This is a genomic window from Symbioplanes lichenis, from assembly GCF_030709675.1.
In the GTDB taxonomy this organism is placed as follows: domain Bacteria; phylum Actinomycetota; class Actinomycetes; order Mycobacteriales; family Micromonosporaceae; genus Actinoplanes; species Actinoplanes lichenis.
In genome coordinates, this window is the sequence record NZ_JAUZQD010000003.1 from 218306 (window position 1) to 240670 (window position 22365).

The following is a 22365-nucleotide window of genomic DNA, read 5'->3' on the forward strand; positions in this document are numbered from 1 at the left end:
GGGGCGAGCCTGCTGCCGGGCCCCGTCGTCCGCACCGGCCGACGGGCCGCGAGTGATCTACGTCGCTTTCGGGGCGATGCTGGACACAGCGAGGCCCGGCGCGTGCCGGGGGCGGGGTCAGGGTCGTAGCCTCGGGGGCGGAGAGTTTCCACCACTGCTCCCGAAGGAGATCCGATGCCGGAAGCGCAGTCGCGTACCGACCTCGTCGAGGACCTGATGGGCCGCTTCCCGCACGTTCCGCGGGAGGCGGTCATCAAGGAGGACCTGCTGCGGGGCGGGCTGGCCTTCGACGACTCGGCGCTGACCGACAACGAGCACGGCGAGGTCAAGCCGAAGTCCTACTTCATCTTCTCGTTCGACCACCGCACGCTGCCCGAGCTGGGCACCGCCGCGCTGCGCCGGCCGCCGGAGGAGATCGTGCTCACCGGCGGGCCCTACGGGCTGCGGCGCACGGTCGTGTCGGTGCGCACCAACCCCGACTCGCCCTATCGCGTCAAGAGCGGCGACGACGGGCGGCTGCAGCTCTTCCTCGACGGGCGGCCGATCGCCGACGTCGGGCTGCCCCCGATGCCGGACTATTACCGGCACACGCTGGCCAACGGCAAGCAGGTGATGGAGGTCGCCCCGACGATCCAGTGGGGCTACCTGATCTATCTGACCGCGTTCCGCGTCTGTCAGTATTTCGGCGCCAAGGAAGAGTGCCAGTACTGCGACATCAATCACAACTGGCGCCAGCACAAGGCGGCCGGGCGCCCCTACACCGGGGTGAAGCCGGTCGACGAGATCCTCGAGGCGCTGGCGATCATCGACAAACACGACACCGCCAAGGCGTCGCAGGCCTACACGCTGACCGGCGGCAGCATCACCTCGACGGTGCAGGGCAAGGCCGAGGCCGACTTCTACGGACAATACGCCCAGGCCATCGAGGAGCGCTTCCCCGGCCGCTGGATCGGCAAGGTCGTCGCCCAGGCGCTGCCCAAGGCCGACGTGCAGCGGTTCAAGGACTACGGCATCCAGATCTACCACCCCAACTACGAGGTGTGGGACAAGAAGCTCTTCGAGCTCTACTGCCCCGGCAAGGAGCGCTACGTGGGCCGCGAGGAGTGGCACCGCCGCATCCTCGACTCGGCCGAGATCTTCGGCCCGCGCAACGTCATCCCCAACTTCGTCGCCGGCGTCGAGATGGCCGCCCCGCACGGCTTCACCACCGTCGACGCGGCGATCGACTCGACCGTCGAGGGCCTGCAATACTTCATGTCCCGCGGCATCACGCCCCGCTTCACCACCTGGTGCCCCGAGCCGACGACGCCGCTCGGCCGCACCAACCCCCAGGGCGCGCCCCTCGAATACCACGTCCGGCTGCTCGAGGCCTACCGCGCGACGATGGAGGCCAACGGCCTGAGCTCGCCCCCCGGCTACGGCCCGCCCGGCCCGGGCCGCGCGGTCTTCTCGGTGAGCTCGTTCATGGACAGCCTCCCCGCCCCGGACGAAGCGGCCATCGCCCCCGCGACCGCCTGACCCACCCACCCGCGAGCCGGGCCGCCCACCCCGGCCTGGCTCGCGGTGTACCGGCTCCCTACGGCGCTGTCCGCACATCGATCGGGTCGGCGCCGCGGAGTGGTGTGCGATAATCGCACACATGGCTGAGCTGGACTCTCAGGCGCTGGGCGACCGCATTCGCGCAGCGCGCAGGCGTGCTGATCTGAGCCAGGATGATCTCGGCCGGGCGATAGGACTCGAGCGCACCATCGTCAATCGCATCGAGAGCGGCATCCGCAGAGTCACGGCGCTCGAGCTCTCAGACATCGCGGCCGCGATCGGTGTCCGCATGTCGACATTCTTCGAAGAGCCGCCTCCCGCGCTCGTCGTGCACCGATCCAGCCAGGGGCTCGACACCGCGGACTCCCAGATCGACGCCATGCTCGCCGGGTTCGCCGCCGATGTCGAGTTCGTCGCTTCCCTGGGCGGGACCGATCTGGGGCTGGACGGCGACGGAGCCGTCCGGGCCATCGATCCGCGGGTCCCGGCGAACGGCGCCGAGGCGGAGGAGCTCGCTCGCGTGGCCCGTGACGTGATGAATCTGTCCGGGAAAGAGCCGGTCCGAAGACTCGTCGAAAGTGTCTCCGCCGCCGGACTCCTGGTGTTTTCTCGCGACATCGGCAAGGACACCGCGGACGCCGGCACGATTCTGCTGCGGGCCGGAGGGGTCAGCCTCGTCAACAGCCACATGAAAGTCGGACGGCGTCGACTCGCGCTGGCCCACGAGTTCGGCCACTACCTGATCGGGGACGCTTACACCGTCGACTGGCGCGTAGCGGAACACGGAGACAACGCCGTACCCCTGGAGTCGCGTCTCGATCGTTTCGCCCGCGCGCTTCTGCTGCCGGAGGACGCGGTCAGGGCGAGGTGGCCGGAGGCCGTGGCTCGTCTCGAGGAGCGTGAAGCGGCGATCCTGGTGGCCAGCGAGTTCCGGGTCGACATGGCGACTCTCGCCACCCGGTTGCGGGAGCTGGATCTGGCCGATGCCGAGACCGCGGCCGCGGTGCGCCGATGCCGGACCACTCAGGCGGACATCGTCGAGCTGAACCTGCACGTGCCCTTGGAGGAGATGCGGGGAACCACCGTTCCGCGATCGTTCGCGCGTGCGATCCTCCGGCTCGTGCGCGAGGAGCGCCTCAGTCACGAGCGGGCGTTGGACCTGTTGCAGGGGACCTTCGACGAAGCGGATCTGCCGGCCCCGCGTGAGCGTCGCGCCGATGAGATCTGGAAGTTCGTGTCGTGAGGGTCCCCAAGGACGCGCAGGTCTTCGACACCGGTCCGCTGCGGCATTTCGCAGCCAACGGATGGCTGGGCGTCCTGAGGTTCCTCGCGGGTGATCGCCCCGTCTACATCCCCGATGTCGTCGAACGCGAGCTCCGCAATGCTTCTGCCCACGTCCCGGCTGTGCACTCGGTGCTCGAAGCCGAGTGGATCAGGGTCCATCGCTCGTCGGACCTGAGCTTCCTGGAGGCATTCGCGCACTACGCCGATCGTCTGGCCGTCGGTGACAAGAATCTGGGCGAGTGCGGGGTTCTCGCCATGGGGCAGGTCTACGGCTGCGAGGTGGTGCTGGACGATGCGGCGCCCCGCGTGATCGCCGATGAGAAAGGGATCAGAGTCACCGCCACCGTTCCTCTGTTGTGCGCGGGAATTCAGGCTCGTCAGCTCACGACGATCATGGTGGAAGCCTTGGCGGACGATCTGCTGGAGAGCAAGTATTTCCTGCCCTTCGGCCGTGGTGGTTTTCGTCAGCACGTCTTGGAGAACGGGCTGCTGGACTACGACGAGCTCTGATCGGGAGGCTCAGGAGCGGGCGAGGGTGCGGCTGATGCCCTGGGCGGCGACCTGGAGGGCGGCGACCAGCTTGGGGCGTTCGCGGCGGAGGGTGGGGACGACGATGCCGAGGGCGGCGACCACCTCGTCGGCGGGGCCGCGGACCGGGACGGCCACCGAGCAGGCGCCGAGGCTCATCTCCTCGCCCGTCGTGGCGTAGCCCTCGGCGCGGATGCGGCGCACCTGGGCGAGCAGCCGGGCCGGCTCGGTGACCGTGTAGGGCGTGATGCGGGTCAGGCGGGCCAGGGCCGCGGCCACCACGTCGTCCGGCGCGTGGGCCAGCAGGACCTTGCCGACCCCCGTGGCGTGCAGGGGCAGGCGGGAGCCGACGTCGCTGACGATGGGGACCGACACGTGGCCGGCCAGCCGGTCGATGTAGAGGGCCTCGGCGCCGTCGCGGACGGCCAGGTGGACCGTGGCGAGCGTGGCGCCGTAGAGGTCGTGCAGGAAGGGTGATGCCGCCTGGCGCAGGCCGGTCCGCATCGGGGCGAGCAGGCCGAGGTCCCACAGGCGCCGGCCGATGACGTACTCGCCGTCGGGCCGGCGGTCCAGGGCGCCGCAGCGGCGCAGGTCGGCGACCAGCCGGTGGGCCGTGGCCAGGGGCAGGCCGGCGCGGCGGGCCAGGGCGCTCAGGGTGAGGCTGCGGTGGCCGGCGTCGAACGCGCCGAGCAGGTCGAACACCCGGGAGGTGACGGTGGCGCCCACCGCGCTCCTTCCGTTCAGCGGAAGGCAAGTATCGCGCCGGGCCGCGAAAAAACCTAGCGTCACGCGGGTGACCACTCAGGCCGACATCAGCGCGGAGATCGCGGCGCTGGCCGGGCAACCGGGGGAGCAGCCGCGCAAGGACTACCCGCCCTATCGCAGCAGCGTGCTGCGGCATCCGGCGCAGGAGCCGGTGCTCGCCGACCCGGAGGGCGTCGAGTTGTGGGCGCCCGCCTTCGGGCACCGGGACGTCGACGACGCCGAGGCGAACCTGACGAACCGGCATCCCGGCGAGCCGATCGGGGAGCGGATGGTCGTCACCGGCCGGGTGCTCGACGGGCAGGGCCGGCCGGTGGCGCACCAGCTGGTCGAGATCTGGCAGGCCAACGCGGCCGGCCGCTACTGGCACCAGCGCGACCAGCATCCGGCCCCGCTCGACCCCAACTTCACCGGCGCGGGGCGGTGCCTGACGGCGGCGGACGGCACGTATCGGTTCCTGACGATCAAGCCGGGGCCCTATCCGTGGCGCAACCACGGCAACGCGTGGCGGCCGGCGCACATCCACTTCTCGCTGTTCGGCACCGATTTCACGCAGCGGCTCGTGACGCAGATGTACTTCCCGGGCGACCCGCTCTTCGACCTCGACCCGATCTATCAGTCGATCACCGACCCCCAGGCCAGAAACGCACTGCTTGCCGCGTACGACCACGAGGTGACCGCCCCGGAGTACAGCACCGGGTACCGCTGGGACATCGTGCTGACCGGGAGCCACCGCACTCCCTTCGAACCTGGGGAGGCGCCGTGATCCCGGCCCCGGGGCAGACCGTCGGCCCGTTCTTCCACCTCGGTCTCCCGTACGCGGGGGGCAATGAGCTGGTCCCCCCGGCCGACCCGGCGGCGATCCGCCTGGGCGGGCGGGTCCTCGACGGTGACGGCCACGGCGTGCCGGACGCCCTGATCGAGATCTGGCAGGCCGGCCCGGACGGGAAGGTCGTGCGCGAGCCCGGCTCCTTGCGCCGCGACGGCTGGACCTTCACCGGCTGGGGGAGGACGGCGACCGAGGCCGACGGCAGCTACTGGTTCTCCACGTACGCCCCGGGCGGTCCGGTGCCGTTCTTCGCGGTGACCGTCTTCGCGCGCGGGCTGCTCGACCGGCTCTTCACCCGCGCTTATCTGCCGGACCCCGACCCGGCCGACCCGTTCCTCGCCGCCCTGCCACCCGCGCGGCGCGCCACGCTGATCTGCGCGCCGCAACCGCGCGGGCTGCACTTCGACATCCGCCTCCAGGGCGACGACGAGACGGTGTTCCTGGCTTACCGCTGAATGTTCTCGAGGTCGTCGAGCAGGCTCGGGCAGACCGGCTTCCAGCCGAGCTGCTCCTGGGTGTACGCGCTGGTGGCGGGCTGGTCGGCGGCGAAGATCGGGCCGATGGGGCCGAAGGTCTCCGTGGGCACCGGCCGCACCGGGAGCTCCAGGCGGCGGCCGATGACCTCGGCGATCGCCCGGACCTCGTCGCCCTCGTCGGCGACGGCGTGCCAGACCGTGCCGCCGGGGGCCTGCTCCAGGGCCAGCCGGAAGAGCGCGGCGGCGTCCCGGGCGTGGACGGCCGGCCAGCGCTGGGCGCCGTCCCCCGGGTAGCCGGAGACGCCGGTCTGACGGGCGATCTGGGTGAGCAGGCCCGCGAAGCCGCCGTCGCCGTTCTCGTGCACGGTCCGGGGCAGGCGCACGGCGGAGACCCGCACGCCGCGGGCGGCCAGTTCGAGCGCGGCGACGACCGTGCTGCCGCGGCTGCCCACCGGCCCGTCGGTCGAGGTGGGGTCCTGCTCGGTGGAGGCCCGGCCCGGGATCCAGGGCGTGCCCGAGACCACGACGAAGGGCCGGTCGCTGCTGGCCAGCTCCTCGCCGAGGGTGGTGATGGCCGCGCCTTCCTCGGCGAGGTTGCGCTCGAGGGCCTCGGGGCTGCTGAAGTCGTTGCCGAAGGCCAGGTGGATGACGCCGTCGGCCCGGGCGGCGCCGGTGCGCAGGACGTCGAGGTCGGCGAGGCCGCCGCGGAGGACCTCGGCGCCCGCCTCCGTGGCCTTGGCCGCCGAGGCGTCGGAGCGGGCGAGCGCGAGGACGGTGTGGCCGTGGCCGAGCAGCTCGGCGACGACGGCGGTGCCGATCAGGCCGGTGCCGCCGGTGATGAAGACATGCATGGAACGCTCCCGCACGGTGATGGGACTCTTGTCCCGTCACGCTACCACGATGACGGGACAAAGGTCCCGTCACTATGATGGGGGCATGGCTCGCTGGGAACCCGGAGCGCGGGAGCGTCTCGTCGTGGCCGCCGTCGACCTGTTCGTCGAGCAGGGCTACGACGCGACCACGGTCGCGCAGATCGCCGAGCGGGCCGGCGTCACGAAGAGCACCTTCTTCCGGCATTTCCCCGACAAGCGGGAGCTGCTGGTCGCCGGGCAGGAGACGCTGAGCCGGCTGCTGGCCGAGGGCATCGCCGAGGCGCCCGCGGAGGCCGCCCCGCTCGCGGCGGTCGCAGCCGGGCTCGAGCGCGCGTCGAGCGCGATGGGGCCGCTCAACAAGGAGATCGGCCCCCGGATCAAGGCGGCGGTGGCCGCCAGCGCCGAGCTGCAGGAGCGCGACGCCCTCAAGAGCGTCGGGATGGCGGCCGCGATGACGGCCGCGCTCGTCGCGCGGGGCGTGCCCGACCCGGTCGCGGCGCTCGCGAGCGAGCTCGGCGTGCTGGCGTTCAAGCGCGGCTTCGCCGAGTGGTCGGTGAGTGAGAAGGACGACCTCGCCCCGTACGCGCTGGCGGCGCTCGGCGAGCTGCGCGCGGCGAGCGCCGCCCTGGGCTGAGTCACGCCGGGATGCGACAGCCCAGCTGCACCCGGGTCCCCGTGCCGTCGGTGAGCAGGGCGACGCTGGTGCACACCCGCCGGATCAGCGACAGCCCCCAGCCCGTCGACCAGTCGCTCTCCGGGTCCGGCACCCGCCGCTCGGCCAGCGCGTCCTGCGGGATGCCGGTGCCCTGGTCGGTGATCTCGCACCAGAGCGTGCCGCGGGCCCGCCAGAGCAGCAGCTGCCCGAGCCCGCCGCCGTGGCAGATCGCGTTGGTCGCGGCGGCGTGCACGGCCAGCAGGAAACGGTGCAGGTCGGCCCCGGTGAGACCCTGACCGAGGCCGGCGGCGCGGACCTGCCGGCGCAGAGTGGCCAGCTGGGCCGGCCCGAACCAGCGGATCAGGAGGGCCTGGCCCTCGGGGCCGCCGCCGGGGACCGGTGGCGGCTCGTCGCTCACGGCCGCGCCCGGGCGCCGGGCCGCCCCGAAGACCCCGGTCAGGTCGAGTTCGTGCTGCTCGAGGGCGAGCAGCTCGGCGATCGCGGCCGCGAAGGCGGTGGCCTCGGCCTGGTGGTCGTCGGCCCAGCGGCCGGGGGCCCGCCGATAGAGGTCGAGGGCGCCGGCGTGGTGGACCCCACCGGCGTGCAGCGGCAGCGCGTGCACCGCCCGGGCCCCGGCCTCCAGGGCGCCCTCGGTGAAGCGCGGCCAGCGTCGGTGCCACGGCTGCGCACCCAGGTCAGGGGCCAGCAGGGCGGTGCGGCGGGCGGTCACGTCGCGGCACGGGCCCTCGTCGAGGACGTACTGCAGCGCCTCCAGACGAGCGCTGGGCGTGTCGCTGCTGTAGCGGATCGGCGGGCGCTCGTGCTGCGGCCCGCCCGCGGACAGACCCAGCCCGGAGATGCCCGGCATGAGCGCCGGTCCCGCTCGCAGCAGGTGGTTCACGTTCGGCCCGTACGCGCCCACGAGCGCCCACACGCGTTCGACGAACCGTTCCCGTACGACCGGATCGTCGAGGCGCACCGGCTGCTGGGCGTGGCTGTCCCTGGCGGTCATGCTCCGGACCTCGGCAGACGTCGCTGTATCTGACGATTCGTACGCTATAGCCGGGATGCGCGTGCTGGACAGGGGTGGTCTTGAATCGTTTCGCAGATGACGGGTCCTCTTTCGTTTCCTGCGTGGTGCAAATAGTTACCGGCGTGGGAGGGTGGACCACGCGAGCGGAGCAGCCCGGCCCACAATCCGGCGGAGGACCGCAATGTCAAGCCGCGAAGTGCAGCGTCACGAGGTGTCCACCACGGACCGCGAGGTCGCCGCGGAAGCGCTCAACCGCATCGTGGCGCACCGCCCGCGGGTCTCCTTCGACCAGCAGGCTGGGGTGCGCTTCCTCGTCCGCACGGCGACCCACGGATCGCTCGGCGCCGACCTGATCCGCATCGAGAACGGCAGCTACGCGTCGTTCACCCCGCCGACCGACACCGTGCTGGCGGGGTTCGTCGCCGCCGGGACGGGCCGCCTCGGCCACCCGGGCGGCGAGGTGTCGCTGGGCCGGGACGACGCCATGCTGGGTCCGGTGGGCCGGGCCTTCGAGGCAGAGTTCGCCCACCCGGCGGTGGTGCTGGTGCGGCTGCCGTTCGCCACGGTCGCGCGGGTGGCCGAGGAGCTGACCGGGCTGCTCGCCGCCGAGCTGCGCTTCGACGGGATGTCCGCGGTGTCCCCGGCGATGCGCCGGCACTGGGTGGGCACCGCCGGCTATCTCCACCGCCAGCTCGTGGACACCCGGCAGGAGCTGCCGGAGCTGGTGGTGGGCCAGCTTGAGCGGCTGGTCGCGACGGCGCTGATCACGACGTTCCCCAACACGACCATGACCGCGGCCCGGCTGCCCGCCTCGGGCGACGCCGCGCCGTCCGTGGTGCGGCGCGCGGTGGCCTATGTCGACGGTCACGCCGACCAGCCGCTGACCGTCACCGAGATCGCGGCGGCGGCCGGCGTCGGGGCGCGGGCGCTGCAGGTCGCGTTCCGGCGCCATCTGGACACCACGCCGATGGCCTACCTGCGCCGGGTCCGCCGCGAGTACGCCCACCGGGACCTGCGCGCCGCGAACCCGGCCGACGGCACGACGGTCACCGGGATCGCGCGGCGGTGGGGCTTCACGGACGTGAGCCGCTTCTCGGCCGCGTACCGGGAGTCCTACGGCCAGAGTCCGAGCCACACGCTGCGCACCTGACATCGACCGCGACCGAGATACTTTGTTGTATCGCGTTGCCATAGTGTGTGAGACACAGTATTGTTCTCGACATGACAAGCGACGCGACGCTCTCTCAGCATCTGCAGGAGTTGCGCCGCGGCACCGTCGTCGTCGCCAGCCTCACCGTGCTCCGCACCCCGGGATACGGATATGCGCTGCTGGAGACGTTGAGCGCGGCCGGCTTCGAGGTGGAGGCCAACACGCTCTATCCCTTGCTGCGCCGGCTCGAGTCCCAGGGCCTGCTCACCAGCGAGTGGAACACCGACGAGGCCCGGCCGCGCAAGTTCTACCGGACCACCGAGCAGGGCGACGCGGTCGCGACCGCCCTGCGCACCGAATGGACCCGGCTCGACCGGGCCGTCACCGACCTGGGCACGACCACTGGGGAGCGCACATGACCAGCCTCATCGACCGCTACGTGTTCACCGCCCTGCGCCGGGTCCCCGAGCAGCAGCGCGCCGACATCGACCGCGAGCTCCGCGCCTCCATCGCCGACGCCGTCGACGCCCGCGTCGACACGGGCGCCGACCACGACACCGCGGTCGAGCAGACCCTCCTCGAGCTGGGCGACCCGGACGCCCTCGCCGATCGTTACGCCGGCCGCCGTTCGTACCTGCTGGGTCCGGAGCTCTTCGGCACCTGGCGGCGAGTGATGAAGATGCTCTTCACCCTGGTCCTGCCGATCGTCGTGGTGGCCCTGGCCGTCGCGGAGGCGGTCGGTGGCGGCAATGTGGGCGAGGTCATCGGGTCCGCCATCGGCACGCTCATCACCGTCGGTGTCCACATGGCCTTCTGGACCACGGCGGTCTTCGTCCTCCTCGAGCGCACCGGGCAGGGGCGCGAGGAGCTGGGCCTGGTCTGGAAGCCGGACGACCTGCCGCGCTACGCGGAGGGCCGGCGCGTCGGGTCCCAGCTCGTCGTCGACCTCGTCTGGATCACGCTGCTGATCGCCGCCCTGGTGCTCCAGCAGTTCACGTTCACGGCCGAGCCGCTGCTCGACCCGGCCGGCTGGACCTTCTGGTGGCCGTACCTCATCGTCGTCATGGTCCTGGAGGGCGCCTACGTGATCTGGACGTCGCGCCTGCCGGTCCGCACCCACCTGGTGACCGTGGTCAACGCCGTCCTCGCCCTGGCCGCCGGCATTCCGCTGGTCTGGCTGGCCGCCACCGACCGCTTCTTCAACCCCGACGGTCTGCTCGGCGACCCCGACGTCCACCCGTGGGCGACCGGCAGCATGATCGTCCTGACCGTGGTGGCCACCGTCTGGGACATCGTCGACCAGGCCCGGCGCACGCAGCGGTCCCGCAAGGGTGAGCCGGTCGAGATCCCCGGCACCGGCCTCGCGATCTGACCGGCGTCCCGCAGCCCCCGCCACGGCACTCGTGGCGGGGGCTGCCACGCTTTTCGCCGGGCCGCGGGCTCGCGCGGACGCGCTTTCGCCAGGCCGCGGGCTCGCGCGGACGCGCGATAACCCTCCGCCCGGGCGGGGCTCGCACGGATGCGCCGCAGCTTCTCGCCCGGCCCGGGGAGGCGGGGTGATCGGCTGCGGCGTGCTACCGCGAGGTCAGGAGGCGTACGTCTCGAACTCGGCGATCTTCGGGGTGCCGGAGGCGGCGGTGATGTCGACGGTGATCTTCTTCGCCGAGGTGGCGGCGAACGTGACGACGCCCGCGCGGGAGCCCGTGGTTAGGACCGCGCCCGTGTCACTGTTCAGGACCCGGAAGGCCGTGACCGTGCCCTCGGAGCCGGCCAGCTCGCGGACGTTGATCCGGGACACCGTCGTGGCGGCGTCCCACTTGACGGAGATGGATCCCGTCGAGCCCGAAGGGGACCAGATCGTGGACAGGTTGCCGTCCTTGACGTTGCCGTAGCTCGTACCACTGGCCTTGCTCGAGCCGTCGGCGCCGCCGGACAGGCTCAGGTTGGTGCCGCTGGGCTGCGAGGGCGGCGTCGACGGGGTGGTCTGGCTCGGCGTCGGCTGGGTCGGGTTCGTCGGCTGGGTCGGCGTGCAGCTGCCGTCGGACACCTGCAGGCCGGTTCCGGATCCGGCCGTACGCGCCACGACCGACGGGACGCACGACGCGGGATCCAGCGTGTACGCGTACGGGATGCTCACCGACGTGTTCGACACCGGGTTCGGCCCGGCGGGGTTGTTCTCGTCACCGGGCGCCGACCAGGTCACGTTGTCGAAGACGTTGCCGGCGACCTGCCAGTAGCCGGCCGCGTCGGTGTAGAAGGTGCCGAGCACGTCCTTGGAGTTCTTGAAGTAGTTGTTCTCCACCTTGGCGCGCGCCCCGGCCCGCGAGTTGATGCCGGACTCGTTCAGGCTCACGTACGAGTTGTTGTAGATGTGCGCGATGCCGCCGCGCAGCAGGGGCGTACGGGAGTCGATGTTCTCGTACAAATTGTGGTGGAAGGTCACGTAGCCGTTCGACGTGTCCGACTCGCTGGATCCGATGAGCCCGCCGCGGCCGGAGTTGCGCAGCGTGCTGTAGGACAGGGTGACGTACTGGGTGTTGTCCTTCATGTCGAACAACCCGTCGAAGCCCTCCGCCTCGCCGCCCGAGGCGAGCAGCGACACGTGGTCCACCCACACGTTGCGCACGTCGGACTCCATGCCGATCGCGTCGCCGCCGTTGGAGGTGGGGGAGCCGGACTTCTTGACGTTCCGCACGGTCACGTTCTGGATGATGATGTTGCTGGACTCGCGGATGTGGATCCCGAGCTGATCGAAGACCGCCCCGGAGCCGACTCCGACGATCGTGACGTTGCTGATCTGCTTGAGCTCGATCACGCCGGCCGCGGTGTTGCAGCTGCTGCCGGAGACCTTCGCGGTGTTGCCGTGGTTGATCGTGCCCTCGACCTGGATAATGATCGGCGTGCTGCTGCTGGCCCGTGTGCACAGTGCCGTGTGGATCGCGGTGCCGGTCGTGGCCCGCACGGTGGCGCCGCCCGCGCCGCCGGTCGTGCCGCCGTTCTGCGTCGCGAACCCGGTGACCCCGCCGGTCGCCGCCGAGGCCTGGGTCAGCGGCAGCGCCACGCCGAGCCCGGCCACGACGGCCGTCGCGGCGAGCCCTGTCCACAGTCGTCTCATCGTCGCCTCCGTTACGTATAGATGAGCATCAGTGTAGGAAAGCGCTTACCCGGGCCGTCAACAGTGCGGATGTGCAGGTTTGTTGCAGCGACCGGTTCGGAAAGCGCTCTCCCGGGTGCCCGGAATGACCGTTATCAAGGCGCCGGGGATTGACATGCGTGAAACACTGCGGACATCTCGGAGAGCGCTTTCCCCCGTCAGCTCCCCTCAGGAGTCCGCATGGCACTCACCCGCCTGGGGCTGTCCGTCCTGACAGCCCTGGCCACCGTCCTCATGGTCCCCGCCTCCGCCCGCGCCGCCGACACCCTGCTGTCCCAGGGGCGCCCGGCCACCGCCAGCTCCGCCGAGGGCGCCGACGTCGCCGCCCCGAACGCGGTCGACGGCAACACCGGCACCCGCTGGTCCAGCCAGTTCACCGACGCCCAGTGGCTCGCCGTCGATCTCGGCGCCGCCGCCACGATCAGCCGGGTCGTGCTGCGCTGGGAGACCGCGTACGGGAGCTCGTACCAGATCCAGACCTCGCCCGACGGCAGCACCTGGACCACCGTGCACACCGCGACCGGCCGCACCGGCGGCACCGACGACCTGACCGTGACCGGCGCCGGCCGTTACGTGCGCATGAACGGTCTGCAGCGCGGTACCGGCTACGGCTACTCGCTGTGGGAGTTCGAGGTGTACGGCAGCCGGGCCGCCGCCGACACCTGGACCACCGTGTGGAGCGACAGCTTCGACGGCCCGGCCGGCAGCGCGCCCAGCGCCGCCAACTGGCTGATCCGCACCGGCACGCAATATCCGGGTGGCGCCGCGCACTGGGGCACCGGATCCGTGGAGACGGCCAGTGCATCCAATGTGACGCTCGACGGCGCCGGGCGGCTCGCGATCCAGGCCCGGCGCACCGGCACGGACTGGACCTCCGGACGCATCGAGACCCAGCGCAGCGACTTCACCCCGCAGCCGGGGGAGATGCTGCGCTTCGCCGCCGTGCTCCGCCAGCCCGACGTCGCCGACGGGCTCGGGTACTGGCCCGGCTTCCGCGCGACCGGCGCCGCGTACCGGGGGAACTATCAGAACTGGCCCGGCGTCGGCGAGACCGACATCATGACCGACGTCAACGGCCGGGGCCAGCTCGCCCAGACGCTGCACTGCGGCACCGCGCCCGGCGGGGTGTGCAATGAGTACACGGGCCGGTCGAGCGGCTTCGCGTCCTGCGTGGGATGCAAGACCGGCTATCACGAGTACGCCCAGGTGGTCGATCGCACGAAAACGGACGAGGAGATCCGGTTCTACCTCGACGGCCGGCAGACGTGGGTGGTGCGCGAGTCGCAGGTCGGGGTGGCCGCGTGGCAGGCGGCCGTGCAGCACGGCTTCTACCTGCGGCTGGACCTCGCGATCGGCGGCTCCCTGCCCGACTCGGTGGCCGGGCTGACCACGCCCACGGCCCGCACGACCTCCGGCGGCACGCTGCTCGTCGACTCGGTGACCGTGTCGCGGCAGTCCGGCGCGACCGCCCCGGCGATGACCGACCCGCCCACGCCGGCCGGCCCGAGCACGGTCCGCGTCACCGGCACGCAGGGTGCATGGCAACTTCAGGTCAATGGATCCCCGTACGAGATCAAGGGTGTCACCTACGGCCCGCCGCAGGGCGCCGCCGACGGGTACGTGCGTGACCTGCGCACCATGGGCGTCAACACGATCCGCACGTGGGGCGTCGACGACGCGCAGACGCCGGTGCTGCTCGACAAGGCGGCGCAGCAGGGGCTGAAAGTGATCGTCGGGCACTGGCTCAACCAGGGCGCCGACTACGTGAACGACACGGCGTACAAGACCGCGGCCAAGGCCGAGATCGTCGCCCGGGTCAACGCGCTCAAGAACCGCCAGGGCGTCCTCATGTGGGACGTCGGCAACGAGGTGATCCTCACGATGCAGGACCACGGGCTGCCCGCCGACGTGGTGGAGGCGCGGCGGATCGCGTACGCCCAGTTCGTCAACGAGATCGCCGTCGCCGTCCACGCGGCCGACCCCAACCACCCCGTGACCTCCACCGACGCGTACACGCAGGCGTGGACCTACTACCAGCGCTACGCCCCGGCGCTCGACCTGCTGGCCGTCAACTCCTACGGCGCGATCGACACGGTCAAGCGCGACTGGATCGCCGGTGGATACACCAAGCCGTACGTGGTGACCGAGGGCGGCCCGGACGGCGAGTGGGAGGTGCCGGACGACGTCAACGGGGTGCCGCAGGAGCCGTCCGACCTGGCCAAACGGCAGGGCTACACGGACAGCTGGAACGCGATCAAGTCGCACCCCGGCGTGGCGCTCGGCGCGACCGAGTTCCACTACGGCCTCGAGAACGACTTCGGCGGCGTGTGGCTCAACACCACCACGGGCGGCTGGCGGCGGCTCGGCTACCACGCGCTGCGCCGCGCCTACACGGGGCAGGACGCGCCCAACACCCCGCCGGAGATCACCGCCATGACCGTGAGCACGCCCACCGCCGTCCCGGCCGGCGGCACGTTCACCGTCTCCGCCTCGGTCAGCGACCCGCAGGGGGACCTGATCCGTTACAACCTCATGGCCTCGGACAAGCACATCACGGGCAACGTCGGCCTCTCGTTCGTGAACTTCACCGAGAACGGATCCACTTTCTCCGTACGCGCACCCGAGCGCCTCGGCGTCTGGAAGATCTACGTCTACGCGTACGACGGCCAGGGCAACGTCGGCATCGAACAACGCTCGTTCCGCGTCGTCCCGCCGGCCGTCCCGGGCACGAACCTCGCCCGCGGCCGCACCGCCACCGCCTCCTCCTTCCAGTCCGCCGACGCCAAGCCCCCGGCGCTCGCCGTGGACGGTGACTATGCGACCCGCTGGGCCAGCGAATGGGTGGACACGGCGTGGCTGCAGGTGGATCTGGGCTCGGTGCAGACCTTCGATCACGTTCTGCTGGCGTGGGAGGACGCGTACGCCAAGGCGTACCAGATCCAGACCTCGCCGGACGGCACCACCTGGACCACCGTCCACACCACGACAACAGGCGACGGCGGCTTCGACAATGTGGCCGTCAACGGGTCCGGCCGCTACGTGCGGGTGACCGGGACCCAGCGGGCGACGGCGTACGGGTATTCGCTCTGGGAATTCGGCGTCTATCGCAGCTGATCGTGGAGTTGGCCGGCAGCTCCTTCCGGGGTTGCCGGCTGCTCGCGGGTCGTGCAGCGCTGCGGCACACTGGCCGGGGTGAAGACGCTGCCCTGTGGGCATGTGGCGCACGCGGCCACCAACCGGCTGTGCCGGCACCTGCTCCCGGCCACGATCGACTATCACGCCCTGCTGACCGGTCGCGGGCTCGAGGCGGACTACTGCTGCGCCGACTGCCTGCGAGCGGCGGAGCGTGGGGAGGCGGTGCCGCTCGTGCCGGTGTGCGAGGGATGCTACGCCCGGTACGCCGACGACGAGGACGGGCAGTTCAGCGGCTGGCACGGGGAGCCGGGCATCGCCGAGCGGCCGGAGCCGGTCGGCGGCAGGCTGCTCGTGACGCCGTTGCCGGACGAGCTCGGGACGGTGCTCGACATCGCCGGAGTGCCGTCTCTCGGCCGGGCGTCCCTGGGCGGGCAGCAGCGTGCCGGGGGCAGCCAGGCGGATTGGCTCGTGCTGACGGCAGATGCCCGGCTGGTCCTTTTCGATCCGGCGAGCGGCACCTGCGAGGAGATCGCGACGGATGTCCTGACCCCGGAAGCGGACGAGCGGCCCTGGGTCCGGCGCGTCTTCCGGCACCGGCTGCACGTCTCCGACGACGGCCGGTTCGCCGCGGTGGTCAACGACCGCGGCCACCACGGGCGGGTCGTCGATCTCGGCACCGGGCGGGTCACCATGACGCTGCACGGCGGGGACTACCACCCCGAGGAGGTGCCCTTCTCGCTGGCTTTCACCGTGCACGCCGGCCGTACGGTCGTCGTGCACCGCACCGACTGGAACCGGCTCGACGTGAGCGACCCCGCCACGGGGGAGAGGCTGACGCCGCCGGGGCGCGAGGGCGGCTACCAGGATTACTTCCACGGCGCGTTGTATCCCTCGCCGACCGGCCGGTGGCTCGCCGACGACGGCTGGGTCTGGGCGCCCTGCGGCCTGGTCACGGCCTGGGAGATGACGGCCTGGCTGGGCGCCGGCCCGCCGGAGTCCGCGGACCGGGGCAATCCGGAGGAGCCGGGCGACGGGCTGAGCGTCCAGGATCTGTGCCAGCGCTGGTACGGCTGGAACCAGCCGATGTGCTGGATCGCCGACGACCTCTTCGCGGTGGGCGGCATCGGGGACGACGAGGAGCGGCTGCTGGCGGGCGTCCGGATCTTCGACCTGGCGGCGGGGACCGAAGTGCGCGCCTTCGCCGGTCCGCGCGGGCCGCTCTTCGGCGTCGGCCGGCGGCTCTACGCGGCGGCGCCGGCCGGGCTGGAGATCTGGGACCCCTTCACCGGGCACCGGACCGGCCGGGTGCCGGGCTTCGTCCCCACCGCCCTCCACCGCGCCGCCCAGGAATTTGCCGCAGTCGACGGCCGCCGCCTGCTGCGCCTGTCGATCGCCGCGCAACCCTGAGCGCTGCCTTTGCGCAGCGCGGCTCCGAGCGGTATCCCGCTGTCGGTTCAGCGCCCCCGTGGACGTGGCACCTTCGCCGCCCGGGCCGGCGCGTCACCTTCGTCGCTCGATCGGGCGCGTCACCTTCGTCGCCCGCCACGAGGGCCAGCTGTGCGGCCAGGTGTCCGGCCACTCGCCGGCGGTGGCTCCGGGCCCCGCCGGACCTGTCGGCGCTCCGGTGACCGCCGCGGCGAAGCGTCCGGCGATGTCAGCGACGTCGGCGGCAGTCGGCCACACCCAGCTGTCATAGAGCCGGCCGAGGGCACGATCCGCGAGGTCGTCGCTGTCCCGCGGCGGGATCCCAGCGGCGGTCAGCAGCCAGACCAGGCTGCGCTGACACGGCCCCTGCCACTCGTCCGCCTCCCCGGCGCCGCCGAACGCCGCCGTGATCACGTCGGTGGCGGCTGCCTCCCAGGCCGCCGGGTCGGCGCCGAGCTGCGGCCCGTGCCGCCCGATGACGACGGCCAGCCGTTCGAGCCGATCCCGCCACGCCCCGAGCGAGGTCACCACCCGGTCCGCGGTCCGGGCCGCGTCGGTGACGATGGGATCGTTCCAGTACCAGCCGTCGGGCGAGGCCCCGATCCAGCCGGTCCACCACCAGCCGCCGGCCCACTCGCCGTAGTGCCCGACCAGCGCCGCGGTCATGCGGCCACGCCAGTCGTCGGCCGCGCGCCCGGCGTCCGGCCACCGTCGCCCCGAGCCGGGCCTGCCTGACCCGGACCCGGGGCCGGGTCCGCCGTCCATCGTGGGCAGCGGCGGCATGAGGGACCGGACCACGGCCGGCGCCCCGGCCCGGTCGAAGGGATGACGGGCCGGATCGACGACCGCCCACGAGTCGAGCATCGCGGATCACGATAGATCCCGGCGGCACCCATCAGCGAGGACACATTGCCGTGTCGGTCGACCTGCTGACCGACACGGGCGAACAACAGCCCGGGCACCTTCAGCGACCCGAGCGGGTTGAAGTACTGCTCCGACGACGGCGCGGACTTCGTGGACTACACCGGCGAGTACCACTAGGTGGAGGGCGACAACGACGGTTGCGGCGGGTGCAACAGCACCCCCAGCACGGGCTCGGACTCTTCCGGGACCAGCGGCACCTCCTCCGGCAGCAGCAGCAACTCGACCGCGAGCACCGGCTCCCACACCTCGGAGGCCGTCAAGAAGGCCAAGAGCGCGGAGCAGAAGGCCAAGGAGATGGTCGCCAAGGTCGGCCGCGAACTGGTCAAGTTCATCGCCGACGAACTCGGCATCACCGACGCCATCGACTGCTTCACCCAGGGCGACATCGAAGGCTGCGTCAACACCGCCCTCAACATCGTCGCCAGCGTGGTCGGCGGCGCGGCCGGCAAGCTCATCGCCCGCTATGCGTTCCGAGCCAACAAACTCGTCGCCGCCATCAAACGCGGCAAGTCCCTCGCCGGCCAGCTCTTCAACGCGCTCGGCGAATACAAGAAGAGCCGCAAGGCCGTCGAGGAAGCCACCAGCTGCATCTTCCACAGCTTCGTGGCAGGCACGTTGGTTCTGATGGCTGACGGCTCCTTCAAGCCGATCGACGAGATCGACGTCGGCGACTAAGTCGTCACTCACGACCCTGCGACCGGAGCCGACCGGGCCGAAGAGGTCACCGCCACCCACGTCAACCTCGACCGCGAGTTCGCCGACGTCACCGTCTCGACCAGCGACGGCAACTCGGTCCTGCGGACGACGACCCACCACCCCTTCTGGAACGAGTCGGCCTACCGATGGGTCAACGCCGCCGACCTGAATCCAGGCGACGATCTCCGGACCATGGGCACCGGCGAGCCGGAAGTGGTGCGGGTCCACACCTACGACGGCCGGCGCCAGATGTTCGACCTCACCGTCGACAACACCCACACCTACTATGTCCTTGCCGGCGCAACGCCGGTACTCGTACACAACTGCGACACTCCTGCGCCGTCGATGGCGGACAATGTGCTGGGGCCGGAGCGGCCGGACGCCAATCCGCTTCAGGGCACTCGCTACACTGAAAAAGTCCAGGAACAAATCAAGAGCGGGGATAATCATGGGTTCCCTGCGCAGATTGATGCCATGCCCACCATGCGGGACACCTCGATGGTCAGAGGAGGCGACGGCATCTCTCGGCTACACGTCAAGCTTCCTGGATCGGTGAACGGTTCCAGGGGCACGTTCCATTGGATTGTCGAGGCTGATGGTTCGGTCAACCATCGATTCTTCGACCGGAGGATGAAGTGACCATGGTGAGCGAAGCGCAATCCGACATGCTCCGCGTGCTGTCGCCCAATTTGGCGGCACTGGCCGTGGATCTAACCGTCATTGCAGGGTCGCGAGAGTATTGCTTCCCTCTCGATGCGGCTCCTGCAGTGTTCGAGGCCCTCGTGAAGAACGGCGTGGTCATCTTGGGTGGAGATCTCTGGGAATGCGAAGAGGATGGCTATTTTCCAGTAGGGGAGACCTGGTATGTCGACTCTTCGGAGGGAAAGTCGTCCTCGGGCCACGAAGCACGGGTGAGAGCTGCGGCAGGTGAATTCTTCGCTCGCTACGGGTCAATGGACGACAAATGGGTGACCTTCGTCGTGAAGCCGGTGCAGGCGGCATCCTGACCCTCTCGACAGGGCCGCTGGCCACGACGTGATGTCGGTGTCGGTTCTCCCTGGTGCGCGGGACCCGTCGCGGTGCGGCAAGTTTTCGCTCGGCGCATCGTGTTACGCGGCCTTCTGCGGGAGACGGCACCGACTCGCCTCGTGGATGTTGTGTTGTGCGCCAACGGTTCGGCGGTACCCGGAATCCGAGCGGAGGTCACTGCTCGTGCCATTCACGATTGGCGCGAGTGGATGATTTCGCTGCTATTTCAGGCTCGATGGGCCCGGCACGGTGCTAGTGGCCGATGGGACGGCTGCCGGCACCGCGCCGGGCGTACGGGATCAGTGGGGGAGTTGGTAGTTCTCGTCGAGGGCGGCGCCGCGGTCCGGCTTGTAGAGGTCGAAGCCGCGCGGGTCGCACTGCAGGCCGCCGTTGATGCAGTGGGTGGTGAGGGCGGCCAGGGTGGGTGCGTCCCAGACGTTGTAGAAGTCGTAGTGGAAGCTGTATCCGCGGCCGCTGGAGAGGCGGACGTCGGCGAGGTTTCCGGATACCGGCCAGGCCATCTTGAACTCGATCATCGGTACGGCGACGGGGTGGCTGTCGGGGCAGATGCCGAGCACCGGGTAGGCCATGTGGCTGCGGTGGTCGGGGGAGTCCAGATAGCGCCCGTCCCAGCAGCTCGGGGCCTGCAGGCGCATGTTGAGCTGGGTGCCGGCCGGGCACGACGCCGGGAAGTCCCAGTTGAAGGTGCTGTCGCCGCACTCCCAGCCCTCGACCGCGCCCGGGTTGTTCCGGAATTCGTCGAGCGTGGCGGTGGGGCTGCCGACCAGGTAGCGCAGGCCGGGCGGGGACGGGCGGACGCTGCGGTAGTCGATGACGCCGCTCTTGTAGTAGATGACCTGGCGGCCGACCGGCTGGATCGCGGTGTCGCCCTTGAGCAGGGTCGGCATCCAGTAGCCGGTCTTGTCGCCGGGCGTGATGCACGACGTGGCGCCGGCCTGGAGGCTGGTCAGGGTGCTTCCCGCGTTCGTTGTGGTGTTGCCCATGAACGTGTGTGAGTGCGAGGCGCCGGGCAGCCCGGGGAAGACGATCGGGTCGTCGGGCAGGTTGCCCCGGCTGACCGAGCAGTTCATCTGGAACTCGTGGTGGGTCGTCGGCGGGTTGGTGTCCGGCGGGACCGCGCGGGACGGGACGACGCCGGTGACCGGGTTCGGGGCCGGGATCCAGCCGGGTCCGCCGGGCGGGGTGGTGGATGCCGTCCCGTAGACCTGGAATTCGTACAGGGAGTAACCGTATCCGGTGGCGCGCTGGGTGCCGTACAGGCGGACGTAGCGCCCGGTGCCGCTCACCGTGAGCGACTCGGTGCCGCCCGCGCCGGTGGTCGTGCTGTGGACGGTGGTCCAGGCGGTGCCGTCGGGCGAGGTCTGGATCTGGTACGCCTTCGCGTACGCGGCCTCCCACGCGATGGTCACGCGGCTGATCGTGGCCGTGGTGCCGAGATCCACGCGCAGCCATTGCGGATCCGCCCAGACGCTGCCCCAGCGGGTGTCGGAGCGCCCGTCGACGGCGGCGGTGGCCGGGGCGCCACCGTTCTCCTGGGACGAGGCGAGGACGGGCTTGCCCTGCGACAGCAGCGTGTCGGCGGCTTCGGCGGCGGACGGGGAGACGGGGACGGTCAGGGCCACCGCGAGAACGGCGACGAGCCCTAGACGACTTCTCATGGGGATCTCCAGGGTAGGGGGTTGGAGAGCGCTTTCCGAAGTGTGCCTCCCGTGCTGACGGCGGTCAATGTCCGTACGGGGAAAGCGGCTTTTGCCGGGGTGCTGAGGAGAGCGCTTTCCGTGCTATAACCATCGTCATGGATGCCACCCGCCTGCCCACGCTGGAAGATGTGGCCCGGGCGGCCGGCGTCTCCCGGGCCACCGCGTCCCGGGTCATCAACGGCGTGCGCAACGTGGATCCCAAGCTGCACAGCGTGGTGTGGGACGCCGTCAACGCCACGGGTTACGTCCCCAACCGCCTCGCCCGCTCGCTGGTCACCCGGCGCAGCGGCACGATCGTCCTGGTGGTGTCGGACTCCGAGACGCACGACGACGACCCGTTCCTGGGGCGCTTCTTCGCCGACCCCTACTTCGGGCGGGTGGTCGGCGGTCTCATGAAGGTCCTGCGCGTGGCCGGGATCCAACTCGCCCTGCAGATGGTCGGCACGGCCGAGCAGCGCACCCGGCTGGTCGGCGACCTGCGGCACGGCCAGGCCGACGGCGCCGTGGTGCTGTCGCTGCCCGCCTCGGACCCGCTGCCCGGCATGCTCACCGACGCCGGGGTGCCGGCGGTCCTCATCGGGCGGCCCGGCGAGCCGGTGCCCATCAACTACGTCGACCTGGCCAACGAGACCGGCGCCGGGCTGGCCGCCGACCATCTCGTCGCCCGCGGCGCCCGGACGATCGGCATGATCTCCGGCCCGCCGGCCGTGCCCGCCGGCGCCGACCGCATCGCCGGTTTCCGCCGCGCCATGGCCCGCCACGGCCACGGCTATGTGCCCCTGGTCTCCGGCAACTTCACCCGCGAGTCGGGCGAGGCCGCCACCCGGGACCTGCTCGGCCGTCATCCCGACATCGACGGCCTCTTCGTCGCCAACGACCTGATGGCTCTGGGCGCGGTGATCACGCTGCGGGCCGCCGGCCGGCGGGTGCCCGGCGACGTCGCCGTGGTCGGCTTCGACGACAGCAGCGCCGCCCTGGCCGCGGACCCACCCCTGACCACGGTCCGGCAGCCGCTGGAGGACATGGCGGCCGAGGCGGCCCGGCTCCTGCTCGCCCGGCTCGACGACGCGACCATGCGCCCGTCGTCGGTCATCTATGAGCCGGCCCTCATCGTCCGGGGGTCAGCCTGACCCGTGACGCCGGTGGCGCAGGG

Annotated in this window: 21 protein-coding genes and 1 pseudogene; 15 read left to right on the forward strand and 7 right to left on the reverse strand. The window is 71.2% G+C overall.

Going from position 1 to position 22365, the window contains the following annotated elements:
• Positions 1 to 174: 174 nt before the first annotated feature.
• From RAN62_RS08195 to RAN62_RS08205, 3 genes are all read left to right on the forward strand, one after another.
• Entirely contained in the window at positions 175 to 1518 is a 1344-nt protein-coding gene (locus RAN62_RS08195) for a radical SAM protein (RefSeq protein ID WP_305783899.1), read from the forward strand.
• Between the two features lie 121 nt (positions 1519 to 1639).
• Positions 1640 to 2782 carry a helix-turn-helix domain-containing protein gene (locus RAN62_RS08200; RefSeq protein WP_305783900.1) on the forward strand — a complete coding sequence of 381 codons (1143 nt, stop codon included), beginning with the start codon at positions 1640 to 1642 and terminating at the stop codon, positions 2780 to 2782.
• Entirely contained in the window at positions 2779 to 3333 is a 555-nt protein-coding gene (locus RAN62_RS08205) for a PIN domain-containing protein (RefSeq protein ID WP_305783901.1), read from the forward strand. Before RAN62_RS08200 ends, RAN62_RS08205 begins: the two co-directional genes overlap by 4 nt.
• Positions 3334 to 3342: 9 nt before the next feature.
• On the opposite strand, the gene RAN62_RS08210 is transcribed toward RAN62_RS08205, so the two are convergent.
• On the reverse strand, positions 3343 to 4077 hold the full coding sequence (locus RAN62_RS08210; RefSeq protein WP_305783902.1) for an IclR family transcriptional regulator: 735 nt from the start codon (positions 4075 to 4077) through the stop codon (positions 3343 to 3345).
• Between the two features lie 67 nt (positions 4078 to 4144).
• On the opposite strand from RAN62_RS08210, the gene pcaH reads away from it, so the two are divergent.
• Together pcaH and pcaG are read left to right on the forward strand one after the other, a co-directional pair.
• Positions 4145 to 4879 (forward strand): protocatechuate 3,4-dioxygenase subunit beta, encoded by a 735-nt coding sequence (gene pcaH / locus RAN62_RS08215; protein ID WP_305783903.1) that lies wholly within the window; start codon positions 4145 to 4147, stop codon positions 4877 to 4879.
• Positions 4876 to 5397, forward strand: a complete 522-nt coding sequence (gene pcaG, locus RAN62_RS08220) for a protocatechuate 3,4-dioxygenase subunit alpha (RefSeq protein ID WP_305783904.1) — start codon at positions 4876 to 4878, stop codon at positions 5395 to 5397. Before pcaH ends, pcaG begins: the two co-directional genes overlap by 4 nt.
• Here pcaG and RAN62_RS08225 read toward each other — a convergent pair.
• Entirely contained in the window at positions 5388 to 6269 is an 882-nt protein-coding gene (locus RAN62_RS08225; protein ID WP_305783905.1) for an SDR family oxidoreductase, read from the reverse strand. The two genes, pcaG and RAN62_RS08225, sit on opposite strands and share 10 nt — an antisense overlap.
• A gap of 85 nt (positions 6270 to 6354) precedes the next feature.
• Between RAN62_RS08225 and RAN62_RS08230 the strand changes: the two genes are divergently transcribed.
• Positions 6355 to 6924, forward strand: coding sequence for a helix-turn-helix domain-containing protein (locus tag RAN62_RS08230; RefSeq protein ID WP_305783906.1), 570 nt, complete (start codon positions 6355 to 6357; stop codon positions 6922 to 6924).
• Position 6925: 1 nt separating this feature from the next.
• Here RAN62_RS08230 and RAN62_RS08235 read toward each other — a convergent pair whose 3' ends face one another.
• On the reverse strand, positions 6926 to 7957 hold the full coding sequence (locus tag RAN62_RS08235) for an ATP-binding protein (RefSeq protein ID WP_305783907.1): 1032 nt from the start codon (positions 7955 to 7957) through the stop codon (positions 6926 to 6928).
• A gap of 232 nt (positions 7958 to 8189) precedes the next feature.
• On the opposite strand from RAN62_RS08235, the gene RAN62_RS08240 reads away from it, so the two are divergent.
• The 3 genes from RAN62_RS08240 to RAN62_RS08250 all read left to right on the forward strand — a co-directional run bounded on the left by RAN62_RS08240 (position 8190) and on the right by RAN62_RS08250 (position 10500).
• A complete protein-coding gene (locus tag RAN62_RS08240) occupies positions 8190 to 9128 on the forward strand; it encodes an AraC family transcriptional regulator (RefSeq protein ID WP_305783908.1) in 939 nt (312 codons plus the stop codon).
• A 71-nt stretch (positions 9129 to 9199) separates the two neighbouring features.
• Positions 9200 to 9547, forward strand: a complete 348-nt coding sequence (locus RAN62_RS08245; protein WP_305783909.1) for a PadR family transcriptional regulator — start codon at positions 9200 to 9202, stop codon at positions 9545 to 9547.
• Positions 9544 to 10500: a permease prefix domain 1-containing protein gene (locus RAN62_RS08250; protein ID WP_305783910.1), complete on the forward strand. Its 957-nt coding sequence runs from the start codon at positions 9544 to 9546 to the stop codon at positions 10498 to 10500. The genes RAN62_RS08245 and RAN62_RS08250 overlap by 4 nt, the downstream gene beginning before the upstream one ends.
• A 213-nt stretch (positions 10501 to 10713) precedes the next feature.
• On the opposite strand, the gene RAN62_RS08255 is transcribed toward RAN62_RS08250, so the two are convergent.
• Entirely contained in the window at positions 10714 to 12243 is a 1530-nt protein-coding gene (locus RAN62_RS08255; protein ID WP_305783911.1) for a pectate lyase family protein, read from the reverse strand.
• A gap of 219 nt (positions 12244 to 12462) precedes the next feature.
• On the opposite strand from RAN62_RS08255, the gene RAN62_RS08260 reads away from it, so the two are divergent.
• Both RAN62_RS08260 and RAN62_RS08265 read left to right on the forward strand, forming a co-directional pair.
• On the forward strand, positions 12463 to 15396 hold the full coding sequence (locus RAN62_RS08260) for a discoidin domain-containing protein (protein ID WP_305783912.1): 2934 nt from the start codon (positions 12463 to 12465) through the stop codon (positions 15394 to 15396).
• Between the two features lie 78 nt (positions 15397 to 15474).
• On the forward strand, positions 15475 to 16824 hold the full coding sequence (locus RAN62_RS08265; RefSeq protein ID WP_305783913.1) for a YncE family protein: 1350 nt from the start codon (positions 15475 to 15477) through the stop codon (positions 16822 to 16824).
• 93 nt (positions 16825 to 16917) lie between these two features.
• On the opposite strand, the gene RAN62_RS08270 is transcribed toward RAN62_RS08265, so the two are convergent.
• Entirely contained in the window at positions 16918 to 17706 is a 789-nt protein-coding gene (locus RAN62_RS08270; RefSeq protein WP_305783914.1) for a hypothetical protein, read from the reverse strand.
• Between the two features lie 173 nt (positions 17707 to 17879).
• Entirely contained in the window at positions 17880 to 18035 is a 156-nt protein-coding gene (locus RAN62_RS08275; RefSeq protein ID WP_305783915.1) for a hypothetical protein, read from the reverse strand.
• Between the two features lie 25 nt (positions 18036 to 18060).
• Between RAN62_RS08275 and RAN62_RS08280 the strand changes: the two genes are divergently transcribed.
• The 3 genes and pseudogenes from RAN62_RS08280 (at position 18061) to imm40 (ending at position 19469) form a co-directional block, all read left to right on the forward strand.
• Positions 18061 to 18441: a hypothetical protein gene (locus RAN62_RS08280; protein WP_305783916.1), complete on the forward strand. Its 381-nt coding sequence runs from the start codon at positions 18061 to 18063 to the stop codon at positions 18439 to 18441.
• Positions 18442 to 18453: 12 nt separating this feature from the next.
• A pseudogene (locus tag RAN62_RS08285) lies at positions 18454 to 19101 on the forward strand (polymorphic toxin-type HINT domain-containing protein); the annotation flags it as partial.
• 2 nt (positions 19102 to 19103) lie between these two features.
• Positions 19104 to 19469 carry an Imm40 family immunity protein gene (gene imm40, locus RAN62_RS08290; protein ID WP_305783917.1) on the forward strand — a complete coding sequence of 122 codons (366 nt, stop codon included), beginning with the start codon at positions 19104 to 19106 and terminating at the stop codon, positions 19467 to 19469.
• A 321-nt stretch (positions 19470 to 19790) separates the two neighbouring features.
• On the opposite strand, the gene RAN62_RS08295 is transcribed toward imm40, so the two are convergent.
• Entirely contained in the window at positions 19791 to 21170 is a 1380-nt protein-coding gene (locus RAN62_RS08295; protein ID WP_305783918.1) for a DUF1996 domain-containing protein, read from the reverse strand.
• Positions 21171 to 21307: 137 nt separating this feature from the next.
• Between RAN62_RS08295 and RAN62_RS08300 the strand changes: the two genes are divergently transcribed.
• Positions 21308 to 22342 (forward strand): LacI family DNA-binding transcriptional regulator, encoded by a 1035-nt coding sequence (locus RAN62_RS08300; protein WP_305783919.1) that lies wholly within the window; start codon positions 21308 to 21310, stop codon positions 22340 to 22342.
• Positions 22343 to 22365 lie beyond the last annotated feature (23 nt).